The sequence below is a fragment of the Microbacterium luteolum genome (assembly GCF_039533965.1).
Lineage (GTDB): Bacteria > Actinomycetota > Actinomycetes > Actinomycetales > Microbacteriaceae > Microbacterium > Microbacterium luteolum.
On record NZ_BAAAUN010000001.1, the window covers coordinates 2,609,433 to 2,624,787 of the forward strand.

General features: G+C 69.5%; 11 protein-coding genes and 2 tRNA genes. 4 read left to right on the top strand and 9 right to left on the bottom strand.

The features are described 5' to 3' along the window. Positions 1-22 precede the first annotated feature (22 nt). A complete protein-coding gene (gene ilvD / locus ABD648_RS12605; RefSeq protein ID WP_282215306.1) occupies positions 23-1,927 on the bottom strand; it encodes a dihydroxy-acid dehydratase in 1,905 nt (634 codons plus the stop codon). Between the two features lie 76 nt (positions 1,928-2,003). Between ilvD and ABD648_RS12610 the strand changes: the two genes are divergently transcribed. Continuing rightward, the gene (locus ABD648_RS12610) at positions 2,004-2,834 is read left to right on the top strand and encodes a helix-turn-helix transcriptional regulator (RefSeq protein ID WP_282215307.1); all 831 of its coding nucleotides are present in this window, start codon (positions 2,004-2,006) and stop codon (positions 2,832-2,834) included. Between the two features lie 96 nt (positions 2,835-2,930). On the opposite strand, the gene ABD648_RS12615 is transcribed toward ABD648_RS12610, so the two are convergent. Beyond that, positions 2,931-5,003, bottom strand: coding sequence for a hypothetical protein (locus ABD648_RS12615; RefSeq protein ID WP_282215308.1), 2,073 nt, complete (start codon positions 5,001-5,003; stop codon positions 2,931-2,933). Positions 5,004-5,170: 167 nt separating this feature from the next. Here ABD648_RS12615 and ABD648_RS12620 point away from each other — a divergent pair, with 167 nt between their 5' ends. Then, positions 5,171-7,672, top strand: coding sequence for a LuxR family transcriptional regulator (locus ABD648_RS12620; protein ID WP_282215309.1), 2,502 nt, complete (start codon positions 5,171-5,173; stop codon positions 7,670-7,672). A gap of 65 nt (positions 7,673-7,737) precedes the next feature. Beyond that, positions 7,738-8,214 (top strand): DUF3253 domain-containing protein, encoded by a 477-nt coding sequence (locus tag ABD648_RS12625; RefSeq protein ID WP_282215310.1) that lies wholly within the window; start codon positions 7,738-7,740, stop codon positions 8,212-8,214. Positions 8,215-8,260: 46 nt separating this feature from the next. Here the strand turns inward: ABD648_RS12625 and ABD648_RS12630 are convergent. The 5 genes from ABD648_RS12630 to ABD648_RS12650 all read right to left on the bottom strand — a co-directional run bounded on the left by ABD648_RS12630 (position 8,261) and on the right by ABD648_RS12650 (position 11,384). Beyond that, a tRNA-Ala gene (locus ABD648_RS12630) sits at positions 8,261-8,333 on the bottom strand. A 27-nt stretch (positions 8,334-8,360) separates the two neighbouring features. Further along, positions 8,361-8,434 (bottom strand) — tRNA-Ile (locus ABD648_RS12635). 87 nt (positions 8,435-8,521) lie between these two features. After that, positions 8,522-9,442 carry a DUF4097 family beta strand repeat-containing protein gene (locus ABD648_RS12640; RefSeq protein WP_282215311.1) on the bottom strand — a complete coding sequence of 307 codons (921 nt, stop codon included), beginning with the start codon at positions 9,440-9,442 and terminating at the stop codon, positions 8,522-8,524. Then, positions 9,439-10,128 (bottom strand): LuxR C-terminal-related transcriptional regulator, encoded by a 690-nt coding sequence (locus tag ABD648_RS12645; RefSeq protein ID WP_282215312.1) that lies wholly within the window; start codon positions 10,126-10,128, stop codon positions 9,439-9,441. The genes ABD648_RS12640 and ABD648_RS12645 overlap by 4 nt, the downstream gene beginning before the upstream one ends. Then, positions 10,116-11,384 carry a sensor histidine kinase gene (locus ABD648_RS12650; RefSeq protein WP_282215313.1) on the bottom strand — a complete coding sequence of 423 codons (1,269 nt, stop codon included), beginning with the start codon at positions 11,382-11,384 and terminating at the stop codon, positions 10,116-10,118. The genes ABD648_RS12645 and ABD648_RS12650 overlap by 13 nt, the downstream gene beginning before the upstream one ends. 121 nt (positions 11,385-11,505) lie before the next feature. On the opposite strand from ABD648_RS12650, the gene ABD648_RS12655 reads away from it, so the two are divergent. Further along, on the top strand, positions 11,506-12,216 hold the full coding sequence (locus tag ABD648_RS12655; protein WP_282215314.1) for a VIT1/CCC1 transporter family protein: 711 nt from the start codon (positions 11,506-11,508) through the stop codon (positions 12,214-12,216). Positions 12,217-12,304: 88 nt separating this feature from the next. Here ABD648_RS12655 and ABD648_RS12660 read toward each other — a convergent pair whose 3' ends face one another. Next, the gene (locus tag ABD648_RS12660; RefSeq protein ID WP_116633337.1) at positions 12,305-12,709 is read right to left on the bottom strand and encodes a DUF3566 domain-containing protein; all 405 of its coding nucleotides are present in this window, start codon (positions 12,707-12,709) and stop codon (positions 12,305-12,307) included. Further along, positions 12,706-15,261: a DNA gyrase subunit A gene (gyrA, locus tag ABD648_RS12665; RefSeq protein ID WP_282215315.1), complete on the bottom strand. Its 2,556-nt coding sequence runs from the start codon at positions 15,259-15,261 to the stop codon at positions 12,706-12,708. The genes ABD648_RS12660 and gyrA overlap by 4 nt, the downstream gene beginning before the upstream one ends. Between the last annotated feature and the right edge of the window lie 94 nt (positions 15,262-15,355).

Here is a 15,355-nt window from a genome sequence, read left to right on the forward strand (position 1 = left end):
GGCGCCGACCGCGGCATCCGGGTCAGACGAGGGCGGCCGCCTCGCGGACCTCCTGCTCGCGCAGCGCCCGCTCGACCTTCTCGACATCGCGCACGGCGCCACGGTCGGCCGACGTCGCCATCGCGGCGTAGGCGCGGAGCGCGAGAGAGACCGGACGCGCACGGTCGACCGGACGGTAGCCGGTGCCGTCGATCAGACGTGCGCGCCGATCGTCCAGCTCGGCCTCGCTCACCCGCAGGGTCATGGCGCGCGAGGGGATGTCGATGTCGATGATGTCGCCGTCTTCGACGAGGGCGATCACTCCGCCGGCCGCTGCCTCGGGGGAGACGTGGCCGATCGACAGGCCGGACGTGCCGCCGGAGAAGCGGCCGTCGGTGATGAGCGCGCACACCTTGCCGAGGCCGCGCCCCTTGAGGAACGACGTCGGATGCAGCATCTCCTGCATGCCGGGTCCGCCCTTCGGTCCCTCGTATCGGATCACGACCACGTCACCGGGCTGCACCTTCTTGCCGAGGATCTTCGCGACGGCCTCCTCCTGCGACTCGCAGACGACGGCGGGACCCGAGAACACGAGGATCGACGGATCGACGCCCGCGGTCTTCACGACCGCGCCGTCGACCGCGAGGTTGCCGCGCAGCACCGCGAGACCGCCGTCGACCGAGTAGGCGTGCTCGACGTCGCGGATGCAGCCGGTCGCGGCATCCTCGTCGAGCGCCGCCCAGTGTTCCGACTGCGAGAACGCACTCGACGATCGCACGCCGCCGGGCGCCGCGTACCAGAGGTCGTGCGCGGCATCCGTCGCCTTCCCTCCGCGGATGTCCCAGTCGTCGAGCCAGGCGGCGAACGAGGGGGAGTGGATCGTGCTGACGTTCTCGTCGAGCAGGCCGCCGCGGCGCAGTTCGCCGAGCACGGCGGGGATGCCGCCGGCGCGGTGCACGTCCTCCATGTAGTACATGCGTCCGTAGGCCGGGTTCGGCGCGATCTTGGCGAGGCACGGCACCCGTCGTGAGACCGCGTCGATCTCGTCGAGCCCGAAGGCGATGCCGGCCTCGTGGGCCGCGGCGAGCAAGTGCAGGATCGTGTTGGTCGACCCGCCCATGGCGATGTCGAGCGCCATGGCGTTCTCGAACGCGGCGAAGCTCGCGACCTCGCGGGGAAGGACCGACGCGTCGTCCTCGTCGTAGAAGCGGCGGGTGATCTCGACCGCGACCTCGCCGGCTCGCTCGTACAGGGCCCGGCGCGCGGTGTGCGTGGCCAGCACCGAGCCGTTGCCCGGGAGCGCGAGGCCGAGCGCCTCGACGAGGCAGTTCATCGAGTTCGCGGTGAACATGCCGGAGCACGAGCCGCAGGTCGGGCAGGCGTTCTCCTCGATGCGCTTCATGTCGGCATCCGACACCGTGTCGTTCGCGGCCTCGGAGATCGCGTCGACCAGGTCGAGCGTGCGCACGGAGCCGTCGACGAGCGTCGCCCGACCGGCCTCCATCGGACCGCCCGAGACGAACACCGTCGGGATGTTCAGCCGCAGGGCGGCCATGAGCATCCCGGGGGTGATCTTGTCGCAGTTCGAGATGCAGACGAGCGCGTCCGCCTGATGCGCGTTGACCATGTACTCGACCGAGTCGGCGATCAGGTCGCGCGACGGCAGCGAGTACAGCATCCCGCCGTGGCCCATCGCGATGCCGTCGTCGACCGCGATGGTGTTGAACTCGCGGGGGATGCCGCCCGCCGCCGAGATCGCGTCGGAGACGATGCGCCCGACCGGCTGCAGGTGCGTGTGACCGGGGACGAACTCGGTGAAGCTGTTCGCGACGGCGATCATGGGCTTGCCGAAGTCGGCGGCGTTCACACCGGCGGCGCGGAAGAGCGCGCGGGCGCCGGCGGCGTTGCGTCCGTGCGTGACGGTGCGGGAGCGAAGAGGGGTGGGCATGATTCCACTCTGGGTCCCGCGGGCAGCGGTGGGAAGACGGCGCTGACACTAGTAGTGGGAGCACTAGGTTTGTTGGATGGCGACGGATGAGCAGCAGCGCAAGGAGCTCGGGGCCTTCCTGCGCGCCCGTCGCGAGCAGCTCGACCGCGGCGCGTACGGTCTCCCGCCCGCCGGCCGCGGCCGCACCGTCGGCCTGCGCCGCGAGGAGATCTCGTACCTCTCCGGCGTCAGCGTCACCTGGTACACCTGGCTCGAGCAGGGACGCGACATCAATCCGTCGCGGCAGGTGCTGGATGCCGTGGCCACTGCGCTGCACCTCAGCGTGGCCGAGCACGACTACGCGCTGCGCCTGGCCGGCTTCTCTCCGACCCGGCCCGGCTCGGGCGAGGCGGTCGAGACGGCACCCGCGCACGTGCAGCGCTTCCTCGACGCGCTCGAGGAGCATCCGGCCTATGCACTGGCACCCGATTGGGGAGTGACCGGGTGGAACAGCGCGTACGAGGCCCTGTATCCGAACGTGGCGACGACCCCGCCGGAGAAGCGCAACCTCCTCTGGCTGATCTTCACCGACCCCGCGGTGCGCGAGCTGCTCGACGACTGGGACGACACCAGCCGCCGCTTCCTCGCCGAGTTCCGGGCCGAAGCAGGACCGCGCCTCGGCGACCCCCGCTACCGCGACCTCGTCGGGCGGCTCATGGAGGCGAGCCCGGAGTTCCGGGAACGCTGGGAGAGTCACGACGTGCGCGGGTTCGAATCCCGGGAGCGGGTGTTCCAGCATCCGACGCTCGGGCGTCTCGTCTTCGAGCATCACCAGCTGCGCCCGTCGGATCAGACCGAGATCCAGCTCGTCGTCTACACCCCGTCGGATGCCGCGGCCCGGGCGAGGTTCTTCCGCCGCCGCGAGTGACGACGCCCTCCGAACACCACGGAGCCGCACCCACCGCGCCGCTCACGAGGAGCGAGACGGCGGATACGGCTCCGCGGCGGGAGTCGTCGGCAGGGGTTATGCGCGACGACGACGGACCAGCAGGAGCCCACCCGCGGCGATGAGCGCGAGGGCGATGCTCGCGATGCCGGTCCACAGCACCGCATCCGCTCCGGTCGCGGCGAGGCCGTCGCCACCGCCGGACTGTCCAGGACCTGTGCCAGGCCCTGGGGTGCCCGGGCCTGGGGTGCCCGGGACGGATGCGGCGGTGACCGTGAGGGTCACCTCCGCGCTGAGGTCGCCCTGCGCGAGGGTGACGGGGTAGGCGCCGGGAGCGACGCCCGGCACGCGGAGGATGTACGAGACCTCTCCGTCGGCATTCGCGGTGACGGTGCCGACCTGGCTCCCGTCGAACGCCACGGCGACGTCCTGATCCGGTGTGAACCCGGTGCCGGTGAGCAGGACACCCGTCACGGCGAGCGCGTCTGTCGCGATGCTCGAGACGCCCAGCACCAGTTCCGGGTCGCTGGGGATCGGATCCTCGGTGACGGTCAGCGTCGCCTCGCCGAGGATGTCGCCCGGTGCCAGAGCCGCCATGATGCCTCCCCGCGGCGCGAAGCCGGGGCCCTGCACGAGCTGCACGGTGTGCACACCCGCGGCGACGTCGGCGACCGTGAACGATGCCGTGCCCGCCCCGGCCGACGAGGCCGTGAACATCGCGACCTGCGTGCCGTCGAACAGCACCCGCACCGGGACGTCGGCCGGAAGACCCTCGGCCGACAGCGAGATGCCGTCGGTCTCGAGCGCGCCGGTCGCGATCTCGGACGGGGTGAGCGTCACCTCGGCGGGATCGACCGGATCGGCGGTGACCACCACCGTGTCGGATGCCTCCCACGCTCCGCTCCGCAGCAGGATCGTGGACGTACCGGCGGCGATGCCCGCGCGAGCGACGGTGGTCGTCACTGCTCCGGATGCCGAGCTGGTGACCGTCGTGACGACGGCGCCGTCGAACAGGATCTCGACCGGAGCGTTCTCCGGGAATCCGGTTCCGGCGACCTGCACACCGGTGGCGGCCAGCGCGGACTGCGTGATCGATTCGGGCGTCACCACGACCTGCGGGTCGTAGACGACGGGATCGGCTTCCACGGTCAGCGCTGCCGACGCCGACCACGGCCCGCTGGTCAGGGCGATGGTGTGCGCGCCGGGCGCGACGGCCGACCGCGTCAGCGGGTAGGTGAGGGAGCCGTCGGCGCCGCTCGTGACCGTCGTCACGACCGCGCCGTCGAAGGCGATCTCGACGGGGGCGGATGCCGGGAAGCCGGCGCCTTCGACGACCACGCCGGCTCCCGCGAGCCGTGACACCGTCGCCGTGGACGGGTCGACGGATGCGGTCGGGTCGTACGTCGGATCGGCGATGATCGTGAGAGTCGTCTCCGCGGTGCGCGCACCGCTCGTGAACCGGGCCGAATGGGTGCCCACCGTGGCGTTCTGCCAGTAGAGGATCACCTCGACGCCCCCGTCCGCACCGGCGGTGCGTGTCGCCGCCTGCTGGCCGTCGATGAAGAGCGCGACGGTGCTGTCGGGCACGAACCCGCTGCCCGTGAAACGGACGACGCCGTTCGGGTCGGTGATCTGCGACAGCGTCGCCGGGTTCGGTGAGACGGCGATCCGCGGAGCGACTCCGTCGATCGCGGCCTCGTAGGTGAACTGCGTGCCCGTGCAGATCAGGCCCGCCCCGACGAGGTCCGCGGCGTTCGACCCCGAGTTCGTGACCGAGCCGTCGGCGTGGAAGGTGCCGCCGAGCCAGTACTCGGCCTGCGTGTCGGCGTCGATCTGATGCGTCCAGTGCGCCTGGAAGGAGCCGTCCGCGGCGATCGCCGTGTCGGGGATCTCGTTGAACGGCACCTGGAACGGGAAGGGCGGATTCACGCCGCAGAACGCCGTCGCCGAGGTGGTGACGTCGGTGACCTTCCCGTCCGTGACCGTGAGGGAGATGTCGTATCCGTGACTGTTCTCACCGACGTACACGCCGTCAGTGGTGGCTGCCTGGGCAGGGGCCGCGACGGCGACGGCGCTGAAGCCGACGGCGAGCGCGATGCCGGTCAGAGCCCCGAGGAGTCGCGTGAGGCGTGGTCGTAGCTGCGATGTCATCAAGTGATTCCTGTACCTGGGTGTGCGGACGCATTCAGGCACAGGCTATGAAGAGCTCACCGAGCGGCACATCCGTAGAAACACCGGGTTCCTCGATTGAATCGAGATAACGCCCCGATCACGCGTGGTTCCGGCTACTCTCGTCCTGTCTGGGGTGAGGGGGACGCATGTTCATCGGGCGAGACGCCGAGCTCGCGCTGCTGCGCGCCCACCTGGATGCCGAATCGACGGCGGTCCCGCCGGTGGTGGTGGTCGAGGGCTCGATCGGCATCGGCAAGACCGCCCTGGTGAACGAGTTCCTGCGCGCCGGTCTCCGCGCCCGCGTCCTCTTCGCACGGCCGGACGAGGTGGCGACGAACATCCCGCTCGCCGGCATCCGTCCGATCGTCGAGGAGCTCCTCGATGACGACCTCCCCGTTCTGCTCGAGGAGAGCGCGCCGCGCGTGCTGCGACGCCGCATCCGCGAAGCCTTGACGTCCGAACCCAGCATCGTCGTGATCGATGATGCGCACTGGCTCGACGGGGAAGCCCTCGACGTGGTCGAGAGCCTGATCGCCGCGCCGGGCGTTTCGGCACTCGCCGTGCTGCTCTGCTTCCGCAGTGGAACCATCCCCGATTCGCTGCTGCGCGCGGTCGAGCGCGGCGGCGCCTCCCTGCAGCGGATCCGGCTCCGCCCTCTCGACTCCGCGGACGCGGCGACGATCCTCGGCGGGCACGGTGTCGCCGACGACGCGCTCATCGACCTCGCCGGAGGGAATCCCCTGTTCCTCCGCCTCCTGGCCGAGTCCCAGGTCGCCGGAGCGGACCTCGTGGATGCCGACGCCACGACGCCTCTGGAGATCGGCGACGCGCTGCGCGGCGAGCTGAGCGCGCTCGACCCGCCATCGCTCGCGCTTCTGTACGCTCTGGCTCTCACGCCCGCGATCGCTCCCGCGACCGTGAGCGAGGTCGCGGGAACGGATGCCGCGTCCCTCGCCGTCGCCACCGAGCACCTCGCCCGGCGCGGCCTCATCGACGCGGACGAGCTGCGGATCGTGCATCCGTTCATCCGCGCCGCCGCCTACCGGCACATGCGGCCTGCTCGCCGTCGCCGTGCCCACCGCATCGCGGCGCAGCACTCCGCCGACATCCTCGAGCGGGCGTCGCACCTGCAGCACGTCGGATCGCACCTCACCGCCGAGGAGGTCGAGACGATCATCCGGGCCGCCGAGATCGTCTCCGCCACCTCTCCGCAGAGCAGCATCGCCCTGCTCACGCGCACCCGCCGGATCCCGCATCGCGAGAGGGATCTGCTGCTCGCCCGCGCCCTCCTGCTCGACGGCCGGCCGGTCGATGCGGAGGAGCTGCTGCGCGACGTGCATGCGGTCGGAACACCGCGTGGTGAGGGGCTCGCTCTGCTGCTGCAGTCGCTGCGCATCCAGAGCCGGCCCGATGAGGCGTTCGAACTCGTCCGCGAAGCGGGAGCTGCGCGGCTCGAACCGGAGGTGATCGTGGAGCTCGCGACCCTCGCGGTTATGCACGACGGCGATGCCGAGCTCGACTCGCGCACCTGGCTGGACGACGACGACGCCCGCCCGGGTCACGCGATGGCCCTCGCCGGCCTGCGCGCGCTCTCGCATCTGCGGGTCGGGGATCTGGAGCGCGGACGCGCCGCCTATCTCGTCGCCAAGGCGGGGTTCGAGTCGCTCACCGCATCGGAGCTGCTGCCGGTGATCGACGTCGTCACCGCGATGGGGTGGTGCGCGCACTTCCTCGCCGACTTCGACGACGGCGTGCGACTGGTGGAGCGCGCCATCCGCCTTGCCGAGTCGCGCGGACGCTTCCATGTGCTGCCGCACCTCTACATGATCCTCTCGTTCCTCTACATCCCCCTCGATCGGTGCGAGGAGGCCGAAGAGCTCAGCGCGCTCGCGATCACCGCGGCGGAGAAGTACAACTGGCCCGACGCGGTCCCGCTCGCGCTCACGGCGAGCATCGTCGCCGCTCCCGGCAGGGTCGACGCCGAGGAGTTCGTCGCGCGGTACCGACGCCTCGTCGACGCGGGTCTCCCGCAGATCGGATGGTGGCGACGCATCGTCCGCCTCTTCGTCGCTCGCGCGTCGATCGCGCTCGGGTTGCCCGCCGAGCTCGCCGATCTCGCGATCGACCGCAACGACATCTTCGCCTCGCAGAAGCACATCGGCCTCGGTGAGATGGCTCTGGCCGCGGGTGACCTGCCGCAGGCTCTGCAGCATGCCGAAGCGGCGATCGCCTGGGGCGAGCAGGCGGAGCACACGTCACAGGCCGGGCACGGCACGATGTTCCGCGCCCGGGTGGAACTCGCTCAAGGCCGTGTCGACGACGCGCTCGACGACGCCCGTCGAGCGATCGGACTGTTCGAGCAGTCGGGGTCGGTGCTCTACCGTCGCTTCGCGGAGGCCACGGTGGCACAGCTGGAGGCGACTGCCGCGGAGGCAGGACCGCTCGACGTGCTCACCCCTCGCGAGCTCGATGTGGCGGAGCTCGTGGCCGAGGGGCACACCAACCGGGCGATCGCCGAGCGCCTCTACCTCAGCCCGCGCACCGTCGAGAGCCATGTCGCGCGGATCCTGCAGAAGACAGGCCTCCGCTCCCGGGCCGGCATCGCCAGACACCTGGACACCGCGATGCGGCAGCCGCGGCGGTCGTAGGACGGGGAGCCCGCCATCCGTCAAGCCTCTGTGCGGGCGTGGTGTCGGAGCGCAGACTGCTCGACATGGCGGAGCACACACCCGACGGACATCACATCATCGTCGACGGCGGTCGCTGGCGCACGACCGATCCGTCCATCCCCGACACCTTCCGCCAAGAGCTCGTCGACGAGCTGATGGCGGCCCGCCGCGCGGTGAAGGCCGACGAGCCGGACGCACGACGGCGGGTGCACGATGCGAAGACAGCCCTCGGCGAGCGCGGCGAACCCTGGTGGGAAGAACCGACGGATGCCGCGTTCGCGGGGCGTGCCGCGGCCGCCATGCGCGCCCTCGTCCGCAAGCGCAGCGCATCGTCGATCTGTCCGAGCGACGTGGCGCGCGCGATCGGCGGCGCATCCTGGCGCGCACGCATGGACGATGTCCGACGGGTGGCCGCCGAGCTCGCCGGCCGCGACGAGATCGTCGTGACGCAGAAGGGCGAGGCTGTGCGGATCGAGGAGGCCCGCGGTCCGGTGCGGATCATCCGCGGCCCTGCGCTCTGAAGCGAGTTGTTAACAGAGTTGTTAACACCTGTGGATGGAAGAAGTGTGGAGCCTAGGAGATTCGAACTCCTGACATCCTGCTTGCAAAGCAGGCGCTCTACCAACTGAGCTAAGGCCCCGTGAGGGTGTTTCTTGAATTGAAAGGGTGGGGCTACCAGGACTTGAACCTGGGACCTCTTCATTATCAGTGAAGCGCTCTAACCGCCTGAGCTATAGCCCCGTCAACCTCCAAGACTTTACCGGAGAAAGACGGAAAATCCGAATCGAGCGCGGGGCCGCCCTGGGGAGGCCCCTCGATCGAGCTAGATCAGTTCCCGGGGCGGATGGTCACGCTCCCGGCCGACAGGGTGACATCGATCATCCGGCGGTCGCTGCCGGACTGGTCCACCTTCACGTCGAGGGAACCGGCGCTGACGTCCTGGGTGATGGCGTAGCCGACATCGGGCACCGTCAGATCCAGCGACCCTGCGCTCACGTCGACGGTCGTCTGCGAGGGCGGGGTGCCGGTGAGCTCGACATCGAGCGATCCTGCCGAGACGCCGAGAACGGCCTGCTGCACACCGTCGAGCGTGACGTCCGCTCGGCCGGCGCTCATGTCGACGTCGATGCCCGTGGCCTCGCCCTCGACATCGATCGAGCCCGCGTTCACGTCGATTCCCAGGTCTCCGAATGCTCCCTTGACGTCGAGGCTGCCGGAGTTCACCGTGAAGTCGCCGTCCAGCTGCTCACCGCGGAGCGCCTCCGGAAGGGTCAGCACGGCGATCTCCTCGTCGCCGAACCAAGTGCCGAACCACCATCCCCACCGGGACTCCGGACTGCGCACGACGAGCTCATCACCCTCTCGCTCGAAGGTCCACGCCGGCCCACGCCCGTTCGTGATCGACAGCTCGGCCTCGTCGACGTCGCCGAACTCGATCCGAGTGCTGCTCGCGTTGACGTCGAGGTCGACGGAGTCGATCCCCTCCACGTCGACGGTCTGCACGGAATCCGGTCGACTCGCGTTGCTCAGGTCGCCCGTCGCGGCGAACGCCGCCGTACCGCCTGCGCCGAGGAGGGCGAATCCGCCGACGACGGCAGTGACCGTCAGGATCGCCGTGCTTCCGGGCGACCGACCTGACTCGGGTGTCGCCGACGGTACCTCGATCGGCGCCGGGGCCTGGGGCGCGGAGGCCTCCGGGGGAGTGAGCGGGGTGTGCCCGCCCGTGAGGTCGTTCTCTTCGTTCGTCATCGTGCCACTCCTGTCGGGCCGGCCGGAGGCACGGGGCCGCCGGTGTTCTCGATGTGGGCGAGGGCGGCGAGCACGCGACGGTTTCCCGATTCGCCCTGCTCGAAGCCCAGCTTCTGGAAGATGGAGGTGATGTGCTTCTCCACACTCGCCTCCGAGAGGAAGAGGAGCCCGGCGATCGCCTGGTTCGACTTGCCCTCTGCGATCAGTGCCAGCACGGTGCGCTCGCGCTCGGTGAGCCGCAGCATCCGGTCGTCGCGGTTCCTCCGCGTGAGCAGCTGCGCCACGACCTCGGGGTCGAGCACGGTCGCGCCCTCGGAGATGCGCTGCACCGACGCGAGGAACTCGGCCACGTCGGCGACCCGGTCCTTGAGCAGGTAGCCGAGCGGGCCGCCCTGCGCCGCGATCAGGTCGGACGCGTAGCGCTCCTCGACGTACTGCGAGAGCACGAGGATCGCGAGCGACGGATGCGTGGACCGCAGGCCGAGCGCCGCGCGGATGCCCTCATCGGTGAATGTCGGGGGCAGCCGCACATCGAGGATGCAGAGCTCCGGGTCGGTCGACTCCACCGCGTCGGCGAGGCCGACGGTGTCGGGGAGTGCTGAGACCACCTCGTGGCCGGCGTCTTCGAGGAGACGGACCAGACCCTCGCGCAGCAGGACGGAGTCCTCGCAGATCAGGATGCGCATGGCACGTTCACCTCCAGCGACGTCGGTCCGCCGAGCGGGCTGTCGAGACGGAAGGTCCCGCCGGCCGCGAGGACGCGATTCGCGATGCCGTCGAGCCCGCCGCCGGGCTGCACCTGCGCGCCGCCCATGCCGTTGTCCTCGACGCGGGCCCAGAGGGTGTTCCCCTCACGGAGCCGCACGATCACCCGCGCCTCACTGGCGCGAGAGTGCTTGGCCGCGTTGGTGAGCGACTCGGCGATCGCGAAGTACACGGCGGCCTCGGCCTCTCGGCTGCACCGGCCGTCCATGCGCACGTCGAGGTGCACGGGGATGTGCGACCGGCCGGCGAGGGCCGAGAGGGCCGCATCCAGTCCGCGGTCGTCCAGGACCGAGGCGTGGATGCCGCGGGCCAGCTGACGCAGCTCGGTGATGGCGGCCTTGGTGGAGGTGTGCGCCTCGGCGATCAGCTCCTTCGCGGCATCCGGATCGTTGTCGATCTTCTGCTGCGCGAGACCGAGCGTCATGCCGACCGACACCAGCCGAGGCTGGACGCCGTCGTGCAGATCGCGTTCGATGCGGGTGCGCTCGACATCCGCCGCTCGCACCGCGCCTTCGCGCTGTGCGGTCGTGGTGCGGACACGCTCGGTGAGCTCGGCCTCGCGGCTGCGGATCACGATCGCGAGCGACAGCGTGCGGTGCAGGAGTGCGAGACAGAAGATCCCGAAGGCGGACGCCGCGATGCCGAGGATCCCGACCAGCGGTGCCCACTCGACGGCGATTCCGGTGCCGCCGAATGGGCCCATGACGGACTCGGCGTCGGTGAGCGGCGCGAACGAGATGAAGATCGACCAGATGAGGGCCCAGAAGAGCCGGAGCACGACGAAGCCGAGGATGGCCGCGATCGCGAAGTTCGCGACGGCGCGCCACATCCGTCCGTCGATGGCCTGGCGTCCGAGCGACCGGAGCCAGCCGCCGAAGCCGGGGCGATCGCGCTGTCGCAGTCGGAGCGGTGCGATCGGGGTGCGGTACAGCGCGCCGACCCGGGCGACCTCGAACCAGCCGACGCCGAACAGAGCGTAGACCAGACCGACGAGCAGGATGATGCCGATGCCGAACGCGAAGAGAAGACCCAGACCGGTTCCGAGGAGCCCGCCGAGCGTGGTGAAGATGATGCCGCCGAGGACCCCGACGCCTGCGAGGTGCAGGACGGTGAGGAAGATGCGCAGCGGTGGCTTCACGGCCGCGGCCTGCGGCGGAGGCGCAGTGTGTGTCGTCATGGTTCCAAGGTACGGGCGCGGTCATCCGGCCGACACCGAGGCATCCGGACTCCCGTCTTCGGGTTTTCCGTAGCCGCCGGTCGGGCTGTCCGCCGGGAGTGGAGTCTGATTCACTGAGGCCATGACCGTTCATCAGGATGAACCGCACGCGGCGGGGATCGGCCAGCGACTGAATTGGCTCCGCGCCGGGGTGCTCGGGGCGAACGACGGCATCGTCTCGGTCGCGGCGCTGGTCGTGGGTGTGGCCGGCGCGACGACCGACAATGCCGCCCTGCTCACCGCCGGACTCGCCGGGCTCGTCGGCGGCGCGGTCTCCATGGCTCTCGGCGAGTACGTCTCGGTGAGCAGCCAGCGCGACAGCGAACGCGCACTCATCGCGAAGGAGCGCGAGGAGCTGCGCACGATGCCCGTCGAAGAGCTCGCCGAGCTCACGGCCCTCTACCGTGATCGCGGGCTCAGCGATGAGACGGCGCAGAAGGTCGCGGAGGAGCTCACCGCGCACGATGCGCTCTCGGCGCACCTCGAGGTCGAGCTGGGGATCGATCAGGACGACCTCGTGAACCCCTGGCATGCAGCCCTGTCGTCAGCCGTCGCCTTCACTCTGGGCGCGCTGCTGCCGCTGCTCGCCATCCTGCTGCCCCCGCCGGAGTGGCGCGTTCCGGTGACGTTCGCCGCCGTGCTGCTCGCCCTCGCAGCGACGGGCGCGGTCGGAGCCGTCATCGGCGGTTCCGCGCCGGTCCGGGCATCCGTCCGCCTGGTCGTCGGCGGCGCCCTCGCCCTGGTCGCGACCTGGCTGATCGGCACGCTGCTCGGCACGACCGGCATCGTCTAGGAACGCGAAAGGGGCGGATGCCGTGGCATCCGCCCCTTTCGACTCGGGATCCCTGAGCCTGTCGAAGCGCCCTGAGCCCGTCGAAGCGTCAGTTCGACATGAAGCCTACGAGCAGTCCGCCCGTCACCTTCACGGCGAGGTTGTAGATTCCGGCGATCACGGCGCCGAGCACGGTGAAGACGATCAGGTTGAGAATCGCGACGACGGCGGCGAACGCCATCACCTGCGGGAGGCCCACGATCTCGGACAGCGGGACCGCCCCGTCGGTGAAGCTGCGCACGAACTCATCGGCCGTCGCCATGATGCCCGTCGCCTGCAGCACCAGGAAGATGAGGAAGAACGACACCATCGTGACGACCGCGAGAGCGACCGCTCCGAGGAACGAGAGCTTCACGGCCGACCAGAAGTCGACGTAGACCAGACGCAGGCGGACCTGCTTGCCGCCGGTCTTGCGTGTGGACTTCTTCGCCAGCTTGTCGGCTACTGTGCTCATTCGTCCGTGCTTTCCTCAGGTGTCGGTGTCGTCTCGGGGGCCGCGGTCTCGGAGTCCGCCTCCGCCTCGTCATCTGCGAGGCCTCGCTCGCCGTTTCGGGCGATGGCGAGGATGCGGTCGGCTTCCGTCGTCCGTGCGAACACCACTCCCATGGTGTCTCGGCCCTTGGCGGGCACCTCGGCCACGGCAGAGCGTACCACCTTGCCGCTGGACAGAACCACCAAGACCTCGTCATCCTCGGAGACGATCAGACCACCGGCGAGCGTGCCCCGATCGTCGTTCAGCTTGGCGACCTTGATGCCTGTTCCACCGCGTCCCTGGACGCGATACTCCTCGACGGCGGTGCGCTTGGCGTATCCGCCGTCGGTGACCACGAACACGAACTTGCCCGGTGCCGCGAACGATGCCGAGAGCAGGCTGTCCTCGTCGAGCTTGAACTTCATGCCCCGCACACCGGCGGTCGCGCGACCCATCGGACGCAGCGCCTCGTCGGTCGCCTCGAACCGCACCGACATGCCGCGGCGGCTGATGAGGAGGATGTCGTCGGACGCGTCGACCAGCAGCGCGCTGACCAGCTCGTCCTCGTCGTTCAGGCGTATGGCGATGACGCCGCCCTGGCGGTTGGTGTCGTACGCGTCGAGACGCGTCTTCTTCACCAGACCCTCGCGGGTCGCCAGCACCAGGTACTCGGCGACCTTGTAGTCGCGGATGTCGAGCACCTGCGCGATGCTCTCGTCCGGCTGCAGCGCGAGAAGGTTCGCGACGTGCGTGCCCTTCGCGTCGCGTCCGGCCTCGGGCACCTCGTAGGTCTTCGCGCGGTAGACGCGGCCCTTGTCGGTGAAGAAGAGGAGCCAGTGGTGCGTCGTCGTCACGAAGAAGTGCTCGACGATGTCGTCGGCACGCAGCTGTGCGCCCTTGATGCCCTTCCCGCCACGGTGCTGCGAACGGTAGTTGTCGCTGCGCGTGCGCTTGATGTAGCCCTCGCGCGTGACGGTGACGACCATCTCCTCCTCGGCGATGAGGTCTTCCATCGAGACGTCGCCGTCGAAGCCGTGCAGGATGTGCGTGCGGCGCTCGTCGCCGAAGCGGTCGACGATGGCCGTGAGCTCTTCACGGATGATGGTGCGCTGACGACCTTCGTCGGCGAGGATCGCCTTGTAGTCCGCGATCAGCGCTTCGAGCTCCTCGGCCTGCTCGATGATCTTCTGACGCTCGAGGGCGGCGAGACGACGCAGCTGCATCTGCAGGATCGCGTCGGCCTGGATCTCGTCGATGTCGAGGAGCTTCTGCAGTCCCTCGTTCGCCTCCTGCGTCGTCTGCGATCGGCGGATGAGCGCGATGACCTCGTCGAGCGCGTCGAGCGCCTTCAGATACGCGCGCAGGATGTGCATGCGCTTCTCCGCCTCGGTGAGGCGGTATTGCGTGCGACGGACGATCACCTCGATCTGGTGCGTGATCCAGTACGACACGAAGCCGTCGATCGCGAGCGTGCGCGGCACGCCGTCGACGATCGCGAGCATGTTGGCGCCGAAGTTCTCCTGCAGCTGCGTGTGCTTGTACAGGTTGTTCAGCACGACCTTGGCGACCGCGTCGCGCTTGAGCACGACGACAAGACGCTGACCGGTGCGGTCCGACGACTCGTCGCGGATGTCGGCGATGCCGGTGATCTTGCCGTCACGGGCCAGGTCGCCGATCTTCACCGCGACGTTGTCGGGGTTGACCTGGTACGGCAGCTCGGTGATCACGAGGCACGTGCGGCCCTGGATCTCCTCGACGTTGACGACAGCGCGCATTGTGATCGATCCGCGACCCGTGCGGTACGCCTCGTGGATGCCCTTGGTGCCCAGGATCTGCGCGCCGGTCGGGAAGTCCGGGCCCGGGATGCGCTGGATCAGACCGTCGAGCAGCTCCTCGCGGCTGATCCCCGCATTGTCGAGCGCCCAGAGCGCGGCATCCGCCACCTCGCGCAGGTTGTGCGGGGGGATGTTGGTCGCCATGCCGACCGCGATGCCGACCGAACCGTTGACGAGCAGGTTCGGGAACCGGGCCGGGAGGACCGTCGGCTCCTGCGTCTGACCGTCGTAGTTGTCCTGGAAGTCGACCGTGTCCTCTTCGATGTCGCGCACCATCTCGAGCGCGAGCGGAGCCATCTTGGTCTCGGTGTATCGGGGAGCCGCGGCACCCATGTTGCCGGGGGAGCCGAAGTTTCCCTGGCCGAGAGCGAGCGGATACCGCAGAGCCCAGGGCTGCACCAGACGCACGAGCGCGTCGTAGATCGCCGTGTCACCGTGCGGGTGGTACTGCCCCATGACCTCGCCGACCACGCGGGCGCACTTCGAGAACGACTTGTCGGGGCGGAACCCGCCGTCGTACATGCCGTAGATCACACGGCGGTGCACGGGCTTGAGGCCGTCGCGCACATCCGGGAGGGCGCGGCCGACGATGACGGCCATGGCGTAGTCGAGATAGCTGCGCTGCATCTCGGACTGCAGGTCGACCTGGTCGATCTTGCCGTGATCGTGTTCGGGGACGGGGCGTTCTTCGTCAGTCATGTGTGTTCGATTCCGGTCGTTCAGTTCTGGGTCGCTGCCCTTCGACAGGCTCAGGGACCCAATTCGGTTTCGTCTGGGTGCCCTTCGACAAGCT

Coding starts and splice junctions, on each gene's coding strand:
- ilvD (WP_282215306.1), bottom strand. CDS start 1,927: ATGCCCACCCCTCTTCGCTCCCGCACCGTCACGCACGGACGCAACGCC.
- ABD648_RS12610 (WP_282215307.1), top strand. CDS start 2,004: ATGGCGACGGATGAGCAGCAGCGCAAGGAGCTCGGGGCCTTCCTGCGC.
- ABD648_RS12615 (WP_282215308.1), bottom strand. CDS start 5,003: ATGACATCGCAGCTACGACCACGCCTCACGCGACTCCTCGGGGCTCTG.
- ABD648_RS12620 (WP_282215309.1), top strand. CDS start 5,171: ATGTTCATCGGGCGAGACGCCGAGCTCGCGCTGCTGCGCGCCCACCTG.
- ABD648_RS12625 (WP_282215310.1), top strand. CDS start 7,738: ATGGCGGAGCACACACCCGACGGACATCACATCATCGTCGACGGCGGT.
- ABD648_RS12640 (WP_282215311.1), bottom strand. CDS start 9,442: ATGACGAACGAAGAGAACGACCTCACGGGCGGGCACACCCCGCTCACT.
- ABD648_RS12645 (WP_282215312.1), bottom strand. CDS start 10,128: ATGCGCATCCTGATCTGCGAGGACTCCGTCCTGCTGCGCGAGGGTCTG.
- ABD648_RS12650 (WP_282215313.1), bottom strand. CDS start 11,384: ATGACGACACACACTGCGCCTCCGCCGCAGGCCGCGGCCGTGAAGCCA.
- ABD648_RS12655 (WP_282215314.1), top strand. CDS start 11,506: ATGACCGTTCATCAGGATGAACCGCACGCGGCGGGGATCGGCCAGCGA.
- ABD648_RS12660 (WP_116633337.1), bottom strand. CDS start 12,709: ATGAGCACAGTAGCCGACAAGCTGGCGAAGAAGTCCACACGCAAGACC.
- gyrA (WP_282215315.1), bottom strand. CDS start 15,261: ATGACTGACGAAGAACGCCCCGTCCCCGAACACGATCACGGCAAGATC.